Annotated in this window: 11 protein-coding genes and 1 tRNA gene; 4 read left to right on the top strand and 8 right to left on the bottom strand. The window is 73.1% G+C overall.

Annotated features, from left to right (window positions below; translation table 11 throughout):
• Nucleotides 1-1,482: 1,482 nt before the first annotated feature.
• Together C1701_RS27255 and C1701_RS08130 are read right to left on the bottom strand one after the other, a co-directional pair.
• On the bottom strand, nucleotides 1,483-2,829 hold the full coding sequence (locus C1701_RS27255; RefSeq protein WP_337662194.1) for an FtsX-like permease family protein: 1,347 nt from the start codon (nucleotides 2,827-2,829) through the stop codon (nucleotides 1,483-1,485).
• On the bottom strand, nucleotides 2,826-3,500 hold the full coding sequence (locus C1701_RS08130) for an ABC transporter ATP-binding protein (protein ID WP_337662193.1): 675 nt from the start codon (nucleotides 3,498-3,500) through the stop codon (nucleotides 2,826-2,828). The genes C1701_RS27255 and C1701_RS08130 overlap by 4 nt, the downstream gene beginning before the upstream one ends.
• Before the next feature lie 687 nt (nucleotides 3,501-4,187).
• Here C1701_RS08130 and C1701_RS08125 point away from each other — a divergent pair.
• Nucleotides 4,188-5,597 carry an Nramp family divalent metal transporter gene (locus tag C1701_RS08125; RefSeq protein ID WP_026417404.1) on the top strand — a complete coding sequence of 470 codons (1,410 nt, stop codon included), beginning with the start codon at nucleotides 4,188-4,190 and terminating at the stop codon, nucleotides 5,595-5,597.
• 182 nt (nucleotides 5,598-5,779) lie between these two features.
• On the opposite strand, the gene C1701_RS08120 is transcribed toward C1701_RS08125, so the two are convergent.
• The 5 genes from C1701_RS08120 to C1701_RS08095 all read right to left on the bottom strand — a co-directional run bounded on the left by C1701_RS08120 (nucleotide 5,780) and on the right by C1701_RS08095 (nucleotide 12,380).
• Complete coding sequence (locus tag C1701_RS08120) at nucleotides 5,780-6,751, bottom strand: ribose-phosphate diphosphokinase (RefSeq protein ID WP_248783771.1); 972 nt, start codon at nucleotides 6,749-6,751, stop codon at nucleotides 5,780-5,782.
• A 518-nt stretch (nucleotides 6,752-7,269) separates the two neighbouring features.
• Complete coding sequence (glmU, locus tag C1701_RS08110) at nucleotides 7,270-8,775, bottom strand: bifunctional UDP-N-acetylglucosamine diphosphorylase/glucosamine-1-phosphate N-acetyltransferase GlmU (protein ID WP_103055757.1); 1,506 nt, start codon at nucleotides 8,773-8,775, stop codon at nucleotides 7,270-7,272.
• 211 nt (nucleotides 8,776-8,986) lie between these two features.
• A complete protein-coding gene (locus C1701_RS08105; RefSeq protein WP_245588675.1) occupies nucleotides 8,987-10,504 on the bottom strand; it encodes a GGDEF domain-containing protein in 1,518 nt (505 codons plus the stop codon).
• Nucleotides 10,505-10,784: 280 nt separating this feature from the next.
• A tRNA-Gln gene (locus C1701_RS08100) sits at nucleotides 10,785-10,855 on the bottom strand.
• A 208-nt stretch (nucleotides 10,856-11,063) separates the two neighbouring features.
• A complete protein-coding gene (locus tag C1701_RS08095; protein ID WP_081895286.1) occupies nucleotides 11,064-12,380 on the bottom strand; it encodes an alpha/beta hydrolase family protein in 1,317 nt (438 codons plus the stop codon).
• A gap of 164 nt (nucleotides 12,381-12,544) precedes the next feature.
• On the opposite strand from C1701_RS08095, the gene C1701_RS08090 reads away from it, so the two are divergent.
• The gene (locus C1701_RS08090) at nucleotides 12,545-13,501 is read left to right on the top strand and encodes an acyl-CoA desaturase (protein WP_026417400.1); all 957 of its coding nucleotides are present in this window, start codon (nucleotides 12,545-12,547) and stop codon (nucleotides 13,499-13,501) included.
• A 196-nt stretch (nucleotides 13,502-13,697) separates the two neighbouring features.
• Complete coding sequence (locus C1701_RS08085) at nucleotides 13,698-14,315, top strand: TetR/AcrR family transcriptional regulator (RefSeq protein WP_030104238.1); 618 nt, start codon at nucleotides 13,698-13,700, stop codon at nucleotides 14,313-14,315.
• 374 nt (nucleotides 14,316-14,689) lie between these two features.
• Here C1701_RS08085 and C1701_RS08080 read toward each other — a convergent pair whose 3' ends face one another.
• On the bottom strand, nucleotides 14,690-15,913 hold the full coding sequence (locus C1701_RS08080; RefSeq protein WP_103055756.1) for a PQQ-dependent sugar dehydrogenase: 1,224 nt from the start codon (nucleotides 15,911-15,913) through the stop codon (nucleotides 14,690-14,692).
• Nucleotides 15,914-16,146: 233 nt separating this feature from the next.
• Here C1701_RS08080 and mfd point away from each other — a divergent pair, with 233 nt between their 5' ends.
• Nucleotides 16,147-19,791 carry a transcription-repair coupling factor gene (mfd, locus tag C1701_RS08075; RefSeq protein WP_026417397.1) on the top strand — a complete coding sequence of 1,215 codons (3,645 nt, stop codon included), beginning with the start codon at nucleotides 16,147-16,149 and terminating at the stop codon, nucleotides 19,789-19,791.
• Nucleotides 19,792-19,821: the final 30 nt, after the last annotated feature.

Here is a 19,821-nt window from a genome sequence, read left to right as displayed (position 1 = left end):
CGAGGCAACCCGACAAGTGTAGGCCGGGGCGCGGAGCAGCGGGAACCGGGGGTAACTCCTGGTCCGCACGGCCCACGCCCACGGCCCGGTGGGCGGCCGGGGGTCGCCGCCCGGTCACGGCCCGTCGCCGCCCACCTGTTGGGGGAGGCCCAGCCGAACGGGACGGGCCGGCACCAGCCGGGCGTGCCGGCATCGAGCGGGTTCCAGGTAGTCCGCCGGCCTCGCCGGCCCAGCACGCGGTGCGCTAGCCCCGCACCGACCAGCGGGATCCGAGGTAGGCGGCGAGGGTGGCCACGCACCAGCAGCTGAGCGCGGCCCCGAGCAGCCCCCACCACGGGAGCACTGACCAGCCGCCCTCCAGGGCGAGCACGACGGCCGGAGCGAGCGCGACGACCACGAGGAGACCGAGCCCGACGCTGGTGGCGGTCACCGCCGAGGCGTGCGCGGCGACGGCCGCCCCCCGGAACCGGCGGCTCGCCCCGACCGCCGCCAGGGTCGCCAGCTCCCGCCGGGTCTCGCTGACCGACAGCGCGGTGGCGACCAGCGCCAACGTGCCGCCGAGCACCGCGAGGGCCAGCGCCGCGACCACCGTGCTCGTGGCGAGGACCCGCTGCGCTTCCGGGCCCCGCTCCACGCCGAGGCCGTAGTGCTGCCCGACGTCGGCGGTGAGCAGTGCCCGCACCCGGTCCTCCGTGTCGCGGGTGATGTCCTCTGCCGGCACGTAGACCAGGTAGGGGTCGGCATCCCAGATGAGGCCACGATCGGCGGCGGCGGAGGCGGAGAGCAGGGCCATCGGTGTCTGCGCGTACGCGACGTCGACGGGGGCGTGGACCGCCTCGAAGTCGAGGGTGTCCGGGGCGGATCCGTCCGACTCGGAACCTTCCACCCGAGCCGTGGCGGTGCCCGAGTCGTGGAGCCGGTCGTCGAGCACCAGGACGGCGCCCCGGCGGAACGCCGACAGCTCCGCCTCCGTGGCGGGGCGGTCGAGCAGTGCGGGCAGGTGCCGCTCCGGCGTGACGACGACCTCGGTGCGCCACTGTGGGTATCCGGTGTGGGCCAGGCAGTCATCCACGTGGACCAGGTCGCCGGCCCCCCGGTCCACGCAGTCCTCCACCGGGGTCGACAGGAGCAGCGCGCCGGCGCCTTCCGGGTGGTCCCGCCGCGTGTCTGGGGGTGTTCGCGCGGGGCGGAGGGGGATCACCTCGTCCGTGCCCGCCGCCTCGGCCAGCGCGGCCAGCGTCGCGTCGCCGACCGGAGCGCTGAACGTCACCCACATCGACCCGTGCGGCACCTGGGGGACGTAGGCGTCCTCGGCCTTCCTGGTCAGGGCGCCCATACCGACCAGCACGACACCCGCGAGCACGGTGGTGCTGACCAGGACCACCGCGACCGCCGTGGTCCTCGACGGCGTGCGCGCCGCCGATCGCGCGCCCAACCGCGCCACTAGCGGGAGCCGGTCCGCGAAACGCGCCACGCGGGAGGTCAGGGCGCCCATTCCGGTGCCGGCGGCGACGACGAGGAGCAGGGCGGCACCGGCCACCAGCGGCGGCGCCGCGAGCAGGGCGCCCCCCGACGCCAGGGCCAACGCCGAGCCCACCAGGCCGGCGGTGAGCGCCGGGCGGAAGCCCTTGCCCCCCGAGCTGCCCGGCAGGTCACCCCCGTGCAGGGCGGCGGCCACGTCCAGCCGCGCGGCGGGCTCGGCCGCTGTGCGCGCCGCCACCACCGGAGCCGACAATCCGAGCAGGAGGAGGAGGCCGATCTGGACCGGGTCCAGCCGGATCGGCCCCCAATCTGGCCCTGACTGGCCGCGAAGGGATCGGACAGCAGCCGGGCGGCGAGCACACCGACGAGAACGGCGGCGACGGTGGCGGCGAGTCCCAGGAGGACCCCCTGGTAGGTGACCACCCGCCGTCGTGCGGCGGGATCGGCGCCGGCGGCCGCCAGCAGGGCCGATTCCCGGGCCGTGCTGCGGACGACCACGGTGAACACCGCGAAGATGACGAGGGTGGTCTCCGCCACGACTGCGGCCGCGATGACCAGGAGGAGGCTTCCCGCCCCCTCGGAGCCGGGGTGGCCGTGGTCCAGCAGGGCGTCACCCCGGGACCGGACCTGCCACCCGGCAGCCGCCAGTTCTGGGGTCTGGACGATCTCCTCCCGCGCGTACCAGGCGACGGTTCCGGCGTACGTCGAGCCCGTGGCGTTCTCCTCGCCCCGCGTGGCCTCGGGGGAGTGGTTGGCGGCGGTGGCGACGTCGACGACGACGAAGCTCCGGGTCGTGGACCCCGCGTCCGACACGATCCCGGTGACGATGGCCTCCTCTCGGCGGCCGCCGAGCTGGACCGTGGACCCGACGGCCAGATCGAGCCGGTCCGCCACTTCGACGGAGACGGCGACCTCCCCGCCGCGTCGCGCGTGGCGCCCCTCGACGAGGAGGTAGCGCCCCTGGTGGATCTCCTCGTCGAGGTCCAGGCCGTGCCCATAGGAGGCGACCTCCCGGTCCCCGAGGCGTGCCGGCAGCGGGGTGGTGACCTCGGGCACGAGCGGCACCTCGCGTCCGAGGCTCTCGGCCAGCGCCGACTCCGCCGAGCGTAGCGCCGCGTCCACCCCGTCCGAGCCGACCAGTTCCTGGTTCACCAGCAGGGCGCCGGCCTGCCCGAGCCGCTGCTCGGTCGCGGCCTCGGCCGTCGGCTGCGACGTCGTCGCCAGCACCGAGGCCGTCACCGCCATCGTCAATGGAAGGAAGATCGCCGCCACGAGGAGGGCGGTACGCGCCTTCCGTCGCGCCAGGGACCGCAGCGCGAGGCGGAACAGGAGACGTGTCGCGGTCACGAGGAGGAACCCTCCCGCCCGTCGTCGATCACCAGGCCGTCCCTCATGCGCACGACGCGGTCGGCTCGGGCCGCGACCGCCTCGTCGTGCGTGACGACCAGGCACGCCGCTCCGTCGCGCACCAGGCCGACGAGGGTGTCGAGGACCTGCCCGGCGGCGGCGGAGTCCAGGGCGCCCGTGGGTTCGTCCGCGAGGATCAGCCCGCGTTCACCGCAGATCGCGCGCGCGAGCGCGACCCGTTGCCGTTGGCCTCCGGAGAGGGCGTCGGGGTGGCGTGCCGCGAGGTCGTCGATCCCCACGGCGGCCAGCGCCCGTTCCGCCTCCGTCCGCGCGTGTGAGCGCTTCCGGCCGTCGAGCTCGAGGGGCAGCATGACGTTCTCGATGGTGTTCAGGGTGGGGACGATGTTGTAGTCCTGGAACACGAAGCCGATGTGGCGCCGGCGGTGGCGGTGTGATGCGGAGTCCGAGAGGGACGCGAGGTCCACTCCCGCGACGACCACCGTCCCGGAGTCGGCGGCCCGCAACCCGCCGGCGACGGTGAGGAGGGTGGATTTCCCGCAGCCGCTCGGTCCCATGACGGCCGTGAGGGAGCCGGCCGCCACGTCCAGGCTGACTCCCCGCAGCGCGGGCACCGGTACGGTCCCGGATCGGTACGACTTCCGAATGTCCACTGCTCGCAGCAAGAAGGTTCTCCCAATGGGCCTCGGAGGACATCCCGCTGCTGGATACCGGATGATCGCTCCGCTGGGTCGGACCGACAAGGCTACTCATGGCGCCGACCCGGTCAGAAATTCCTGATCGTGGAAGGGCGGGTAGTGGGATTTCGGAAATCTCGCTCCGCCGCGGGCTACTCGAACCGGAGTGCGTCCCGCGATGGCCGGCCCTGTTCCCGGGCGCATCGCGGTGCGCCGGAATCCACGCTGGCGTGTCAGGCTCCGGATGGCGGCGCGGGCCAGGGCATCACAGGTCAGGAGGGTCGGCGACCACCGTACGGTCGTGGTGGGAGGACTCCCCCTGCTCTCCGGTGGGCGGAGGTCGCCGCGTTCCCCTGCTGCGCTCGTCGAGCCCGTGGGATTTCCGGAGCGGATGCTGGTCCCGTGCGCGCGGAGGCGCGTGCGAAGAGCTCTCCGGTAGGCGCACAACGTTCTCCGCGTGCCGACGATCGGGGTAGTGGAATGCTCCGCGAAGGCGAGTTGGTGAGTTTCCGACTCGATATTCCCTGAATTCCGCCCGCTGGGCCGGGGTGGCCGGGATCGCGTCCCGGCTGGATCACGGTGAGCCCCGCGAACACGTCGTGCCCCGGTGTCCCGGCGTCGGGATTCTTCCGTTCGGGCAGACGGGGTACTACGTTCGGTGCCATGTCTGACACGGTCGGTGCGGGATCGGGGCGGGTGGCGGACGACGGGCCACCCGTGCGGGCCAGGCTGCGCCAACTCGGCCCCGGGATCATGGCTGCGGCCACCGGGGTGGGCGCGGGGGATCTCGTCGCCACCCTGGTGGCCGGTTCGCGGTACGGGTACACGCTGCTGTGGGCGGTGCTGCTCGGCACCGTGCTCAAGATCGCGTTGGCGGAGGCGGTCGGCCGCTGGCACCTCACGTCCGGGCAGACCATGCTCAGCGGGTGGCGCCAGTTGGGTAGCTGGACGCTGATCTACTTCGGCGCCTACGCCGTCGTCTGGGGTTTCGTCTACGGGGCGACGGCGATGTCGGCGTCCGCGTTGCCGCTCAACGCGCTCTTCCCCGTGCTCTCCGTGCGGGAGTGGGGGATTCTGTGCGGCCTCGCCGGGCTCGGCATCGTCTGGTTCGGCCGTTACGCGCTCATCGAGAAGCTCATGACGGCACTGGTCGGGGTCATGTTCGTGACCGTGGTGGGCACCGCGGTCCTGGTCGTCCCGAACCTCACCGCGATGGCCGGTGGTCTGGTGCCCGACCTGCCGCCCGGGTCGCTCGTGTTCGTCCTCGGCCTGGCCGGCGGCGTCGGGGGCACGATCACGATGGCGGCCTACGGCTACTGGACCCACGCCAAGGGCTGGCGTTCCCCCCGCTGGCTGGCGATGATGCGGCTGGACAACACGGTCGGGTACGTCACCACCGGGGTGTTCGTCGTCGCCATGCTCATCGTCGGCTCGGAGATGCTGCTGGGGCAGGACGTGCTCTCCGGCGACCGTGGGCTGCTGACCCTGGCCGACACCCTGGACGCCAACTACGGCGAGTGGGCCCGGATCCCGTTCCTGGTGGGCTTCTTCGCCGTGTCCTTCAGCTCCCTCATCGGGGTGTGGAACGGGGTCAGCCTGCTGTTCGCCGACTGGTGGCGGGTGTTCCGCCACCGCGAGGCGCCGCCGGCGGCACCGGCGGACGCCGGTGCCGAGGCCGCTCCCGCCGACCGGCCGGAGCCGACGCGGCGGGTGGAGGAGGCGGCCGCCGCCGGGGAGGTGGCCTTGCCGGCCCCGCCCAGCGGCCAGGCGGACCAGCACGACTACGACCGGAGGGCCGGGGAGCGCAGCACCGCCTACCGGGGTTACCTGCTGTGGTTGACCTTCCCCCCGATGGCGCTGCTCTTCCTCGACCGGCCGTTCCAACTGATCGTCGCCTACGGCGTGCTCGGCGCCCTGTTCATGCCGTTCCTGGCGCTGACCCTGGTGCTGTTGCTCAACTCGCGGCGCACCCCGCGCCCGTACCGGTCGCGTTGGGTGTCCAACGGTCTGCTGGGGGTGTGCGTGGCGCTGTTCGCCGTCCTCGCCGCGATCGAGGTCGTCAACCTGTTCTGAGGAGGGGCTGGCTGGTGGCGGGGTCCGGCCGGTCGTCGGGAGGAGCGCCCACCGGCCACGCGGCCCTCGGCTGGCGGGACGCGCGGGCGCGGTGGCATGCGTGCCGCCAGCTCGCCAGCGGAGGGTGTCGACGGACGACGGGCCCGACCGGAGGACCGGTCGGGCCCGTCACCTCGTGCCGGTCAGGCGTCGCCGTCGAAGAGGCTGGTGACCGAGCCGTCCTCGAAGACCTGCTGGATCGCCCTGGCCAGCAGCGGTGCGATCGAGAGCACCGTCAGACCGGGGAAGTGCTTCTCCTCGGGGATCGGCAGCGTGTTCGTGAAGATGACCTCGCTGGCCCCGCAGTTGGCCAACCGTTCGGTGGCCGGGTCGGAGAGGACGCCGTGGGTGGCGGCGATGACCACCTCGGCCGCACCCGCCTCCTTCAACGCCTCGGCGGCCTTCACGATGGTGCCGCCGGTGTCGATGATGTCGTCGATCAGCACGCACACCCGGTCGCGGACGTCACCCACGACGCGGTTCACCATGGCCTCGTTCGGCTTGAACGGGTCCCTGGTCTTGTGGATGAACGCCAGTGGACGTTGCCCGAGGGTGTCGGCCCACTTCTCGGCGAGGCGCACCCGGCCGGAGTCCGGGGAGACGACGGTGATCTCGCGGTTCTGGTAGGTCTTCGCCACGTGGCCGGCCAGCAGCGTCTGGGCGAGCAGGTGGTCGACCGGGCCGTCGAAGAAGCCCTGCACCTGGGCGGTGTGCAGGTCAACGGACATGATCCGGTCGGCGCCGGCCGTCTTGAACATGTCGGCGACGAGCCGTGCCGAGATGGGCTCGCGGCCCCGGTGCTTCTTGTCCTGTCGGGCGTAGGGGTAGAAGGGCATGATCACGGTGATGCGCTTCGCGCTGGCTCTCTTCAGCGCGTCCACCATGATCAACTGCTCCATCAGCCAGGTGTTGATGGGAGCGCAGTGGCTCTGGAGTACGAAGGCGTCGCAGCCCCGGACCGATTCCTCGAACCGGACGAACAGCTCGCCGTTGGCGAACTCGTAGGCGGACTGCGCGGTGATGCCGACGTTGAGGTACTTGGCGACCTCTTCGGCCAGTTCCGGGTGGGCCCGGCCGGAGAACAACATCAGGTTCTTCTTGGGAGTGCCAGCCATCGGGCTCACGCGCCGGTCCCTCCGAAGCAGTCGTACCTGAGCAAGATCAACACCGCTGTTTACCTCTCAAGACGTTACGGCTCGGTGCCGCGACCTTCACGGCCCCACGAACGGTACCTGTCCGGGCGTTGGCGCTGCGACCACATGACGGGCCGACCACGTCACACATCGGCCAACGGGCTGCTCCCATCGGCCGCGCCGGTGAACCCCCGGATGGCGGTGCCGTCCCGGCCCGGCCCGGCGCCGGTCGACGGCGGGGACACCGGTCGCGCGCCCTGGTCAGCCGGGCCCGCCGGACGGACGGCGTCTCGGAGGTGGGCGGCTCCGTCCCATCCGGAGCGGGGACCGCGCCCGGCCACCGGCGAGCGGACGACCCGCCACCGCCCGGCGCGGGACCGGGACGACACCACCGGCCCAGCCGAGCGCCAGTCGGCCGCGAACCGGGCGCCGCCCGCCGACCGAGCCCGGCGGGTTCCGGGGCGGACGACCTCGGCGGGCCGTGCCCGGAACGGCGTGTCTCAGGCCTCCGGGTGCTCCCCCTCGGCGGCGCGGCGGGCGCGGGCCGCGGCCTCGGCGGCCGCGGTGCCCGGACGACGGCGTTCCACCCAGCCCTCCAGGTTCCGCTGCGGGCCGCCGGAGACGGCCAGCGCGCCCGGGGGGACGTCGCGGCGCAGGACCGTCCCGGCCCCGCTGTAGGCGCCGTCCCCGACCGTGACCGGAGCGACGAACATGTTGTCCGAGCCGGTGCGGACGTGGGACCCGACGACCGTGCGGTGCTTCTCGACCCCGTCGTAGTTGACGAACACGCTCGCCGCGCCGATGTTGCTGCACTCGCCGATCGTGGCGTCACCGACGTAGCTGAGGTGCGGGACCTTGCTGCCCGCGCCGATCTGGGAGTTCTTCACCTCGACGAAGGTGCCGATCTTGCCCTTCTCCCCGAGCTCCGCGCCGGGGCGCAGGTACGCGAAGGGGCCGACGGTCGCACCCGCTCCGACCACCGCCCCCGTGCCGTGGGTGCGGACCACCACCGCGTCCGGACCGATCTCGCAGTCCACCAGGGTGCTGTCCGGGCCGACCGTGGCCCCCGCGCCCACCGTGGTCGTCCCGCGCAGCTGCACGCCGGGTTCGACCAGCACGTCCCGCTCCAGCTGGACGTCGACGTCCACCCACACCGAGTTGGGGTCGACCACGGTGACCCCGGCGCGCATCCACCGCTCCACCAGCCGCCGGTTGAGCTCCGCGCCGAGCCGGGCCAGCTGGACCCGGTCGTTGACACCCTCGACCAGCCACGGATCGGCGCACACCAGCGCTCCGGCGCGGCGTCCGTCGCCCACGGCGATCCCGAGGACGTCGGTCAGGTAGCGCTCGCCCTGCGCGTTCGCCGTCCCGAGCCGCCCCAGCGCGTCGGAGAGGACCGCCGCGTCGAAGGCGTAGACACCGGAGTTGATCTCGGTGATCGCGAGCTGCTCGGGGGTGGCGTCCTTGTGCTCCACGATGGCGGTCACCGCGCCGTCGTCGTCGCGGGTCACCCGCCCGTACCCGGTGGGGTCGGCCACGACCGAGGTCAGGACGGTGACCGCGTTGCCGGCGGACCGGTGCTCGGCGAGCAGGGCGGACAGGGTGGCCCCGTCCAGCAGCGGGACGTCGCCGTAGCTGACGAGGACGGTGCCCGCGTCGGCCGCGCCGTCCAGGGCGGCGAGCCCGCAGGCCACCGCGTGCCCGGTGCCCAGCTGCTCCTCCTGCACGGCGAGCCGGATCTCGCGGCCCATCCGGTCGCCCACGGCGTCGAGGTGCGCGCCGACCCGGTCGCGGCCGTGGCCGATGACCACGGCCAGCTCGTCCGGCCCCAGCTCGGCGGCGGCCCGCACGGCGTGCTCCACCAGGGACCGCCCGGCGATCGCGTGCAGCACCTTGGGGGTGGACGACCGCATCCTGGTGCCTTCGCCGGCCGCGAGGATGATCGTGCTGACGGAGCCCGTTCCGGCCTCGTCGGCAACGGGACCGGCGCTAGCACCGTGACGCATCGAGGATCTCCCTCCGCGGTTCTCCGTGAGGTCGGGCGGCGGCTCCGGGGTGGCCGGGACGCGGCGGACCCACGGTCGTTCGCCCTTCAGGGTGCCTGATCCTAAGGGGTGGTCGCCGGCCGGGCCGCGCGACGGCCCACGGAGTTGATCTCCGCTGTTGGTGGGTCCGGACGCGGGGCGACCAGCCGCCGCGCGCGGGGACGACCTCGTCTCATCCGCTCGGGGGTTCCCACAGTTCGGTGGTCAGCTCGCTCACGGACTCACCGGTGGGCCCGGCGGTGAACACCTGGCTGCCACCACCGCGCTTGGCCTGGTACATGGCCGAGTCGGCCCTGGCCAGGACCTGCCCGCCGCTCTCCTGGTCCCCGGTGGCGACGACGCCGATGGACAGCGTCACCCCCCGCGAGAGGTCGTGGGGCAGCGCGGCGACGGCGCGCACGGCGCGGTTGAGCGCGATCTCCGCCTCCTCCAGGGTGGAACCGGGCAGCAGGACCACGAACTCGTCGCCGCCGTAGCGGGCGACGGTGTCGTCGGCCCGCAACGCGTCGCGCAGCGTGCTGGCCACCACGCGCAGCACGTCGTCCCCCTCGGCGTGCGAACACCGGTCGTTGACCCCCTTGAAGCCGTCGAGGTCGCACAGCGCCACCGCCAGCGGGTAGGCCTGGGGAGTGCGGATGAGGGAGTCCAGTTCCTCGTCCAGCGCCCTCCTGTTCGCCAGCCCGGTCAGGGGGTCCTGGAGCGCCTGCCGCGCCATCGCGCCGTGCTTGCGGGTCAGCCTCTCGTGTTCCCGGCGGGTCTGGAGGGTGCCGAGCCGGGTCTCCCGCAGCGTCCACAGCTCGTCCTCCAACGCCGCGTTGTACTGCTCGAGCGCGAGGGTGGCCGCCTCCCCGTCCTCCGGGCCGCACAGGCGCGCGAACTCGCGGGCCAGCGAGAGCCACAGTGGTGGTTCGTTCGGGTCGCTGCTGACCTCCTCCCGGGCCTGGGCCAGCACCTCCAACGCCTCCGCCTCCCGGCCGTCGGCCTCAAGGCAGCGGCAGAGGGCGAGGGAGACGATGATCAGTTCGCGGGGGTAGCGGCAGCGTTCGTGCAGGAGGCGGAGGGGTTCGACGTGGTCGGGGGAGGGGCGGGCGAGGGCGTGCGCGGCACCGACCACCGGTACCTGTTCCGCGGCCGGTCGCTCCCGGGCGCGCGGGTGCAACGAGTCCCGCCACGGCCCCTCGACGGACACCGCGATCGCCGAGGCCAGGGCGTAGCGGTCGGTGGCCTCCTCGTACCGGTTGGCCCGTTCCAGCCGCAGGCCCCAGCCCAGCAGCATCCTGGTCCGGTTGATCAGGTGCACGGAGATGTGGTGCGGCCCGCCGCTGCTGCGGATGTGCTCGTGGGCCCTGGCCATCACCTCGTCGGCGAGCTCGTACACGCCGAGTTGGGTGAGCACGAGGGCGACGTCGGACAGCGCGGTCGACAGCAGCCGCTGCCACGTGCGGCGGTCCATCAGCGGATCGGGGCTCAGCTTCTCGTCGAGCATCGCCATGGCGACGGCCGCCTCGGTCAACGCGGCGTCCTCCTCACCGAAGGCGAGTGAGGCGCGGCCCCGCAGCGCGTGGGCGTCGGCCTCCAGGGCGAGCAGCCCGTGGCGGCGGGTGTGGGCGACGAGTTCGTCCAGCAGGGGGACGGCGCGGTCCTCGTGGCCCTTCGTCACGAGCCGCACGACGGAGGCCGCGCGCAGCATCTGCGCGATCAGGCTGGGCTCGCCCCGGCGCTGTGCCTCGGCGAGGAGGTCCTCGACCTCGTCGGCGACGTCCAGCCGGACGTTGCGTTCGCTGATCTGGGAGGTGGCGATCAGTTCGTGCGCCCTGGCGACCAGCCACGCGTCAGAGAGCTCCCCGAGTACGGGTGCCTCCTGCTGACCGGCGGTCTCCTCGTGCAGCTGTGCACACCCCCCACGGCCCCTGCGGCCGCTCGTCCGAACGTCGACCCCGAACCCGCTCGGCAGGGCACTGGCCTCACCGCTCCGCCGCCAGGATTCGAACCTGGACCATCGGAACCAAAATCCGAGGTGCTGCCTTTACACCACGGCGGATCGCCCGACAGCCGTGACCGTCGTGCCAGGACATGGTGACACGTCCCGACATCACGGGTGATGGTGGCCACCACCACCATCGTTGTCGAGGGTGCGACCCTACCCGTGCGGGCGGGGTCGCGTGGGGGTCACCGGCCCGTTCCCCCGCCGTGCGCGGGATTTCCCCCGCGTCCACCCCGCCGGGAGGATGTCGTCCCACCGCCGGGTGTCACCGCCCGGTCGTCCTGGTCAGGAACTCCCGCACGACCTCCTCGTACCTGTCCCGGTCCTGGTTCCACGACGCGACGTGCTCGGCGCCGGGGAACTCGTGGTACTCCACGGGCCAGTCGAGGGAGTCGGCCGCGGCCGCGAGCGCACGCGAGTCGCCCACTGGCACGGTCAGGTCCTCGTCGCCGTGCAGCAGCAGCGTGGCCGGCCGCCGCTCCGGCGGGTTGGTGAGGAGGTCCAGGTCCGCGAACGACAGGCCCGTCCGCCACCCGGCCACGAGTTCGGCGACGCGGCCGAAGACCTTCGGCATGCCCCGGTTGTCCGCCTCCAGGTCCAGGGTGGTGGACCAGTTCAGGACCGGGGCGTCCAGCACGACCGCGTCCACCCGCTCGGCCAGCTCCGAGTTCCCCAGGGTCTGACCCACCAGGGCCCCGCCCATGGAGAAACCGACCAGCACGATCCGTTCCGCACCCTCGTCCACGGCGAACTCCATCGCCGAGACGACGTCCCGCCACTCGGAATGGCCCAGGTGGTAGAGCCCGTCCTCCGAGGCCGGGGCGATCTCGTCGTTGCGGTAGCTGATGAGCAGCCCGGGGATGCCCAGCTCCTGGAGCGTGGGCAGCACGCGGAGCCCCTCCGCCCGGTCCGCTCCCCGGCCGTGCACCAGGACGGCCCAGGTGCTGGCCGCGTCCTCGGCGGGCACCAGCCAGGCCGGGGCCTCCCCGACCTCGGTGGTCACGGCGACCTCCCGGTAGTCCAGGCCGAGTCCGCCCGGGTCCCGCCAGCCCTCCCGGTCGAGACGTGCCGGGGTCCCGGCCGCCGGTGGCGTGCCGGCGACGAGTTCCCGTGCGACCAGGCCGTCACCGGCGGGGGTGGGGTCGCCGAGCAGGGCGGTGCCCTCCGACCAGAACAGTCCCGTGGTTCCCGGCGACCTGGCCGCCGGCGAGTCCGCCAACAGCACGCTGCCCTCGTCCGCGCCGCGCACCACCTCGGGGTAGGTCTCGGAGTAGCGGACGGGGGTGAGTAACTCCTCCGTGTAGTACCACCCCACCCCGAGCAGGCCGGTCACGCCGAGCACCACCACGGCGCCCAGCGACACGAACAGCACCCGGCGCCGCCGCCCGCTCCGCGCGCGGCGCGCACCCCGGCTCCGGGTCCCGGTGGGATGCGCGTGCTCCCCGTCGGGAGGACGTGGGGAGGTGGTCGCCGGGGCGGCGGGAGCTTCGGACGTTCCGGCGCCGAGTCGTTCGGCGGGGGGCCGGGCGGGGATGTCGTTCCCGTCCGAAGCGCGCTGTGCGCGCGACGCATCCTCTGGCATCGCAGCATCATGCACCCCCTGGCCCCGATCGCCTACCGGTTCCGGGCAGCCGCACCCCCACTGGCCTCACGTCCCCCCGTAACCTACGCTGGCGTAGGTTACGGTTCCGTAGCCGTAGGTCCGTCCGCCCGAGCTCCGCTCGCGACCACAGGGGTGTGCCGCCGATGACAGCGACCCTCGAACCCGCCTCTCCGCCCGGTGAGAACCGTGGACCGAAGCCCCTGCTCCAGGGGGAGCGCTCCGCCGCGGCCCAGTTCTCGGTGTACCTGTTCGTCCTCGTCCCGTTCGCCGCGCTGATCGCGGCGGTCCCCCTCGCGTGGGGGTGGGGGCTGAGCTGGGTCGACATCGGCCTGGCCGCCGTCTTCTACGTGATCACCGGACTCGGCATCACGGTCGGGTACCACCGGCACTTCACCCACGGCTCCTTCAAGGCGAACGGCCCGCTGCGGGTCGGTCTCGCCATCGCCGGCAGCATGGCCGTCCAGGGCCCGGTCATCACCTGGGTCGCGGACCACCGCCGGCACCACGCGTACTCCGACAAGGAGGGCGACCCGCACTCGCCCTGGCTGTTCGGCTCCTCCCCGGCCGCCCTCGCCAAGGGCTTCTGGCACGCCCACATGGGGTGGCTGTTCGAGTCGGGGGTCACCAACGCCGACCGCTTCGCCCCGGACCTGGTCGCCGAACGGCGCATCGTGCGGGTGCAGAAGCTCTTCTGGCTCTGGACCATCATCAGCTTCCTGCTGCCCGCAGTGCTGGGCGCGCTGATCACCTGGTCCTGGTGGGGCGGGGTGACCGCCTTCTTCTGGGCCGGTCTGGTCCGGGTGGCCTTCCTGCACCACGTCACGTGGTCGGTGAACTCGATCTGCCACATGATCGGCGAGCGCCCGTTCAAGGCCCGCGACAAGTCCGCGAACTTCTGGCCGCTGGCGATCCTGTCCTTCGGGGAGTCGTGGCACAACCTGCACCACGCCGATCCCACGTGCGCCCGCCACGGCGTCAAGCGGGGTCAGATCGACATCTCCGCCCGGGTCATCTGGTTCTTCGAGAAGGTGGGCTGGGCGACGAAGGTGCGCTGGCCCACGCCGGGGCGGCTCGCCAGGATCAGCGCGAACGAGGAGTGACATCCGGGTCCTCGGCGGACACGAGGCAGGGGAACACGGCGAATCGGTCAAAGGCTCCGCGTCGAAGCTCGGCGCGGAGCCCCCGCTTCTCGGGGCGGGTGATCGGCCCTAGGCTCCGGGGGTGGCGGTGCGACGGCGAGAGCGGGGGCAGGCCGTGACGGACGCCAGAACTCGGAAGGTCTCCAAACGGGTTCGGATGACGGGCAAGGAACGGCGGCGGCAACTGCTCGACATCGGCCGCGCGTTGTTCGCCGAACGCGGCTTCGACGCGGCCTCGATCGAGGAGATCGCGCACCGCGCCGGGGTGAGCAAGCCGGTGGTGTACGAGCACTTCGGCGGCAAGGAAGGCATCTACGCGGTCGTCGTCGACCGCGAGATGGAGGTCCTGCTCGACCGGATCATCTCCGCGTTGTCCGCCGGTCATCCCCGGGAACTCCTCGAACAGGCCGCGCGGGCGCTCCTGGACTACATCGAGGACTCGACGGACGGGTTCCGCATCCTGGTCCGGGACTCCCCGGTCGCGAGCGCCACCGGCACCTTCTCCAGCCTGCTCAACGACATCGCCAGCCAGGTCGAGAACATCTTCGGCCAGCAGTTCGCCGCGCGCGGGTACGACCCGGCGCTGGCCGCCCTGTACAGCCAGGCCCTGGTCGGCATGGTCGCGTTGACCGGTCAGTGGTGGTTGGAGGTGCAGCGGCCTCCCAAGGAGGAGGTGGCCGCGCACCTGGTCAACCTGGCGTGGAACGGGCTGTCCCACCTGGAACTGCACCCCTCGATGCGCACCGCCGACGAGCGGGCCCCGGCCGAGCGCTGAGCCCGACGGGTTCGGCGGGCGGGTCCCCGTCTCGGCCGACCGGACGCGTCGTCCAGGATCTCCCGCGGTGCCGGGCGGCTCGCGGTGCCGAGAGGCTCGCGCTGGCCGGGCGGACCGGGAACCCGGCGCGGGGCGGCCGTGCCAGCGCCCCGCGTCGGCCTCGGGGTCGGCCGGGCGGGTGGGACGCCGGTCTCCTGGCACCCGCCCGACCCCCGCCCCTCACCCCCGCCCCTCACTCCCGCTCCGCGTGGCCGCCGTCGTGCCGCTCCCGTCTGCCCCCTTCTCCGCCGCTCCTGGGGGTGGCGCCGGGCGGGGACGTCGCCGACGCGCCGATGACGGACACCTGCCCGTGTCCGGCGGCTCCGCCCCCGGGCTCAGGCCGGGCTGACCCGCAACACGTGGTCGTCCTCCCCGTTGGAGGTGGTCAGGTAGAGCGCTCCGTCCGGGCCGAGGTCGGCCGCGCGCAGCCGGCCGTGGGTGCCGTCCAGCTCCGGGGGAACGGTCATCCCGGTCACGGCCCCGGCCTCGTCCAGCTCGAACAGCAGCAGCTTGCTGCCCCGCAGGGCGGTCACCGCGACCATGCCGTCGAAGGGACCCCACTGCTCCCCGTGGAGGAACACCGCGTCGCACAGCGCCTCCGTCGTCGGCCCGCTGCTCCACGCGGCGGGTACCGCGTCCGGGAAGCGTTCCCGGTCGGTCATGGGGACGCTCTCGTCGTAGTCCTCCGTCGCTCCGCCCCGCGAGGGGTCCCACCCGTAGTTCGCACCCGGTTCGAGGAGGTTCACCTCGTCGTCGACGTCCGGACCGTGCTCGGCGACGAGGACCTGGTCCCCGCCCGGCCTCGGAGCCACCCCCTGCACGTTGCGGTGCCCGTAGGTGAGGACGAGGCGTCGCGCGGCGTCGTCGGCGTCGGCGAAGGGGTTGCCCTCGGCGGGCCCCCCGGTCGCCAGGTCGAGGCGGAGCACCTTGCCCCCGAGGCTGGTCAGGTCCTGGGAGGTGTCGGGACGTGCGGCGTCGCCCGTCCCGACCAGCAGCGCGCCGGTGCCGTCCAGCGCGAGCCGGCACCCCGAGTGCCGGCCGCTGTCGCTGATCGGCAGGCCGTGGAGCAGCGGGTCGGCCACCCGGTCGGCGCTGCCACCGTCGTCGTCGAGCCGCCAGGTCACCAGGCGCACGTCCACCGGCGTGCCGTCGGCGTCCTGGTGGGTCTGGCAGGTGGTGAAGCGCCGCGTCTCGGCGAAGTCCTCGTGCACCACCAGGTCCATCAGCCCGCCCTCGCCCTCGACGAACACGTCGGAGAGGTCGGCGTCCACCTCGGTGGTCGTCGCGCCCGGTTCGGTACCGGACACCAGGGTCAACCGGCCGGGGCGTTCGGTGACGAGCAGGCCGCCCTCGGGGAGGAAACCCACTCCCCACCCGTGTTCCAGCCCGCCCGCGACCTCCCGCACCTCCAGGCCGGCCGGCGGCGGCCCGCTCGGCGGCGGTGAACCGTCGGGCCGGTGGCCCGTGGCGTCCTCACCGCCGCAGGCGGTGACCACCAGGAGCGTCCCGGCTCCCAACACCCCGACGCCGACCCGGACGTTCCTCGCGAAGATCCCCATCGCCCCAGACTGCGCACACCGCGCCCCCCGGTAAACCCCGACCGGGCGGTTCTTCACCCGGAAGATCGAACGAACGCGACCGCCACCGGCGCGGGTCCGTGGGGTGAGGAGGACCGCACGGTGACGGACGCCCCGCCCGTCGCCGGCCACGCGCACCGGTCGTACGCTGTCCAGGAGACCCCTCCCGGGCGTGACTCGTCCCGGGCAGGGGTGTGTCCTGCGTTGCCGAGGGGATGTGCGCCGTGCCCGGTCCACTCGCTGGTCTGCTCACCACCATCCTGGCCGACGCCGGGTTCCGGGACGTCGTCCAGTCCGCCGGCACACCGGCGTTGCGCCTCCAGGGGCCGGCTGCCCTGCGACCGCTGGTCGCGGGAGCGCTGGCCGCCGACGACGGCGCCAAGCGGCCGGTCCTGCTGGTCACCACCACGGGCCGGGAGGCCGAGGAGAGCACCGCGGTGCTCTCCGACCTGCTCGGGGCCGAGTCCGTGGCGCACCTGCCGTCCTGGGAGACCCTGCCGCACGAACGGCTGTCCCCCCGGGCCGACACCGTCGGGGCCCGGTTGGCGATCCTCCGCAGGCTCGCCCACCCCGAGGAGTCCACGGCCGGCGCGCCGAGGGTGGTGGTGGCGACCATCCGCAGCCTCATCCAGCCGTTGGCGCCCAACCTCGGTGAACTGCGCCCAGTCCGCCTCCGGGTCGGGGAGGACCACGACTTCGAGGAACAGCTGGTCTCCCTGGCGGGCCTCGCCTACAGCCGGGTCGACATGGTCGAGAAGCGCGGCGAGTTCGCCGTGCGGGGCGGCATCCTCGACGTGTTCCCACCCACCGAGGAACACCCGCTGCGCGTCGAGTTCTGGGGCGACGAGGTCAGCGAGATCCGCCCGTTCTCCGTCGCGGACCAGCGCTCGCTGCCAGAACAGCGCCCCGAGCTCACCGCCCCGCCCTGCCGGGAGCTGCTGATCACCGAGTCGGTGCGCCAGCGGGCCGCCGCGCTGGCCGAGGAACACCGGGGTGACGCCGACCTCGCCGAGATGTTGGAGAAGATCTCCGGCGGGGTGCCCTGCGAGGGCATGGAAGCCCTCATCCCCGCGCTGTGCGAGGGCGAGCTCCAGCTGCTGCCGGACCTGTTCCCCCCGGACACCCACGTCGTGCTGGCCGACCCGGAGAAGATCCGGTCCCGTGCCGCCGACCTGGTGCGCACCGGGCAGGAGTTCCTGGAGGCCTCCTGGAACGCGGCCGGCGCGGGCGGTAGCGCCCCCATCGACCTTGGCGCCTCCGCCTACCGGGACCTCAACGAGATCGCCGAGCACACCCGCGAGTCCGGCCGCCCCTGGTGGACGCTGTCCCAGCTCCGGGTCGACGAGGAACTGGAGAGCGACTACCGGGGCGCCGACCCGGTCGAGGAGGGCCGTCCCCTCCGCCTCGACGTCCGCCCCGTCGACTCCTACCGGGGTGAGCTGGACCGCGCGTTCGCCGACCTGCGGGCGCACGCCAGCGCGGGCGGCGCCGCCGTCCTGACCTTCCCCGGCACCGGCACCGCGCAGCGGGCGGCCGCCCAGCTGCGGGAGGCGGAGGTCCCCGTGCGGTTGGCCGTGGACGGGCTGCCCGAACCGCCCGCCCCCGGCGTCGTGACCGTGACCAGGGCGTCGTTCGAGGACGGGTTCGTCACCGGCGAGAACGGCCTGGTGCTGCTCACCGAAGCCGACCTCACCGGGGGCCGAGGCGGTACCTCCACCCGCGACATGCGCCGGATGCCCTCCCGGCGCCGCAACGCCGTCGACCCGCTGGCGCTCAAACCCGGCGACCACGTGGTCCACGAGAAGCACGGCATCGGTCGCTACGTCCAGATGTCCCAGCGCACCGTGGCCGGCGCGACCCGCGAGTACCTGGTGCTGGAGTACGCGTCCAGCAAACGCGGTCAACCCGGCGACCGGCTCTTCGTGCCCACCGACCAGCTCGACGAGGTCTCCCGGTACGTCGGTGGCGAGTTGCCGACCCTGAACAAGCTGGGCGGCTCCGACTGGGCCAAGACCAAGAGCCGGGCCCGCAAGGCCGTCCGGGAGATCGCCGCCGAGCTCGTCCAGCTCTACGCCGCCAGGCAGTCCGCCCCCGGGCACGCCTTCAACGAGGACACCCCGTGGCAACGGGAGCTGGAGGACGCCTTCCCCTACACCGAGACGCCCGACCAGCTCGCCGCCATCGACGAGGTGAAGCAGGACATGCGTCGCGCGGTGCCGATGGACCGGGTGATCTGCGGGGACGTCGGCTACGGCAAGACCGAGATCGCCGTGCGCGCCGCCTTCAAGGCCGTGCAGGACGGCAAACAGGTCGTGGTGCTGGTGCCCACGACACTGCTCGCCCAGCAGCACCTGAACACCTTCGTGGAACGGATGCGGTCCTTCCCGGTGACCATCAAGGGGCTGTCCCGGTTCACGGACGCGCTGGACTCCGAGCAGGTCATCGCCGGTCTCGCCGACGGTTCGGTGGACATCGTCATCGGTACCCACCGGCTCCTCCAGACCGGTATCCGCTACCGGGACCTCGGTCTGGTCATCGTCGACGAGGAGCAGCGGTTCGGCGTCGAGCACAAGGAGCACATCAAGGCGCTGCGGACCCACGTCGACGTCCTCACCATGTCCGCCACGCCCATCCCGAGGACCCTGGAGATGAGCCTGGCCGGTATCCGGGAGATGTCGACCATCCTGACCCCGCCGGAGGAGCGGCACCCGGTGCTCACCTACGTGGGCCACTACGACGACAAGCAGGTCGGGGCGGCGATCCGCCGGGAGCTGCTGCGGGAGGGGCAGGTCTTCTACGTCCACAACCGGGTGTCCACCATCGAGAAGGCCGCCCGGCGCATCAGGGAACTGGTGCCCGAGGCACGGGTGGTGACCGCGCACGGGCAGATGGGCGAGGACCGCCTCGAGAAGATCATCAACGGTTTCTGGGAACGCGAGTACGACGTCCTGGTCTGCACCACGATCGTCGAGACCGGGCTCGACATCTCGAACGCCAACACCCTGCTGGTAGAGCGGGGGGACCTGCTCGGCCTGTCCCAACTGCACCAGTTGCGCGGCCGGGTCGGTCGGGGCCGGGAACGCGGCTACGCCTACTTCCTCTACCCGCCCGAGCAGGCGCTCACCGAGACCGCCCACGACCGGCTCGCGACCATCGCCCAGAACTCGGAGCTGGGGTCCGGGATGGCGGTGGCGACCAAGGACCTGGAGATCCGGGGCGCGGGGAACATCCTGGGCGCGGAGCAGTCCGGGCACATCGCCGGCGTCGGCTTCGACCTGTACGTACGGCTGGTGGGCGAGGCGGTGGCCGCGTTCCGGCGCGGCTCGGGCATCGACGGCGCCGGGGAGGAGGAGCCGGAACTGCCCGAGGTGCGGATCGACCTGCCGGTGACCGCGCACCTGCCGCACGACTACGTGCCCGGTGAACGGTTGCGCCTGGAGGCCTACCGCAAGATCGCCGAGGCGGCCGACGCCGAGGCCCTGGACGCGGTGCGCGCCGAACTGGTCGACCGGTACGGGCGACCACCGGTCGAGGTGGAGCACCTGATGGCGGTGGCGGCGTTCCGCCAGCTGTGCCGCGACCGAGGGGTCTCCGAGGTGACGCTCCAGGGCAGCTCCGTCCGGTTCGCGCCAATGGAGCTGCGGGACTCGCAGCTCGTCCGGCTGCGGCGGCTGCACCCGAAGGCGACCCACAAGGCGGCGGTGCGCACCGTGTCGGTGCCCCGACCCACCGAGGGGCCGGCCGGGGGCAGGCTGGGCGCGCCGCCGCTTCGCGACCTCCCGCTGCTGGCCTGGTGCGAGCAGTTCCTGATCTCGATGACGGAACCGCGCCCCGCCGCCTCCACCGCCGGCACGTCCTGACCCCGTCTCCGGGGTGCGGGGCCGGTCGGT

This window comes from Actinoalloteichus sp. AHMU CJ021 (genome assembly GCF_002895405.1).
GTDB lineage: Bacteria > Actinomycetota > Actinomycetes > Mycobacteriales > Pseudonocardiaceae > Actinoalloteichus_B > Actinoalloteichus_B caeruleus.
Note: the sequence above shows the minus strand (reverse complement) of the source record. Positions and strands in the feature narration are given on the sequence as shown.

Coding starts and splice junctions, on each gene's coding strand:
- C1701_RS08125 (WP_026417404.1), top strand. CDS start 4,188: ATGTCTGACACGGTCGGTGCGGGATCGGGGCGGGTGGCGGACGACGGG.
- C1701_RS08120 (WP_248783771.1), bottom strand. CDS start 6,751: ATGGCTGGCACTCCCAAGAAGAACCTGATGTTGTTCTCCGGCCGGGCC.
- glmU (WP_103055757.1), bottom strand. CDS start 8,775: ATGCGTCACGGTGCTAGCGCCGGTCCCGTTGCCGACGAGGCCGGAACG.
- C1701_RS08105 (WP_245588675.1), bottom strand. CDS start 10,504: ATGCTGCGCGCGGCCTCCGTCGTGCGGCTCGTGACGAAGGGCCACGAG.
- C1701_RS08095 (WP_081895286.1), bottom strand. CDS start 12,380: ATGCCAGAGGATGCGTCGCGCGCACAGCGCGCTTCGGACGGGAACGAC.
- C1701_RS08090 (WP_026417400.1), top strand. CDS start 12,545: ATGACAGCGACCCTCGAACCCGCCTCTCCGCCCGGTGAGAACCGTGGA.
- C1701_RS08085 (WP_030104238.1), top strand. CDS start 13,698: ATGACGGGCAAGGAACGGCGGCGGCAACTGCTCGACATCGGCCGCGCG.
- C1701_RS08080 (WP_103055756.1), bottom strand. CDS start 15,913: ATGGGGATCTTCGCGAGGAACGTCCGGGTCGGCGTCGGGGTGTTGGGA.
- mfd (WP_026417397.1), top strand. CDS start 16,147: ATGTGCGCCGTGCCCGGTCCACTCGCTGGTCTGCTCACCACCATCCTG.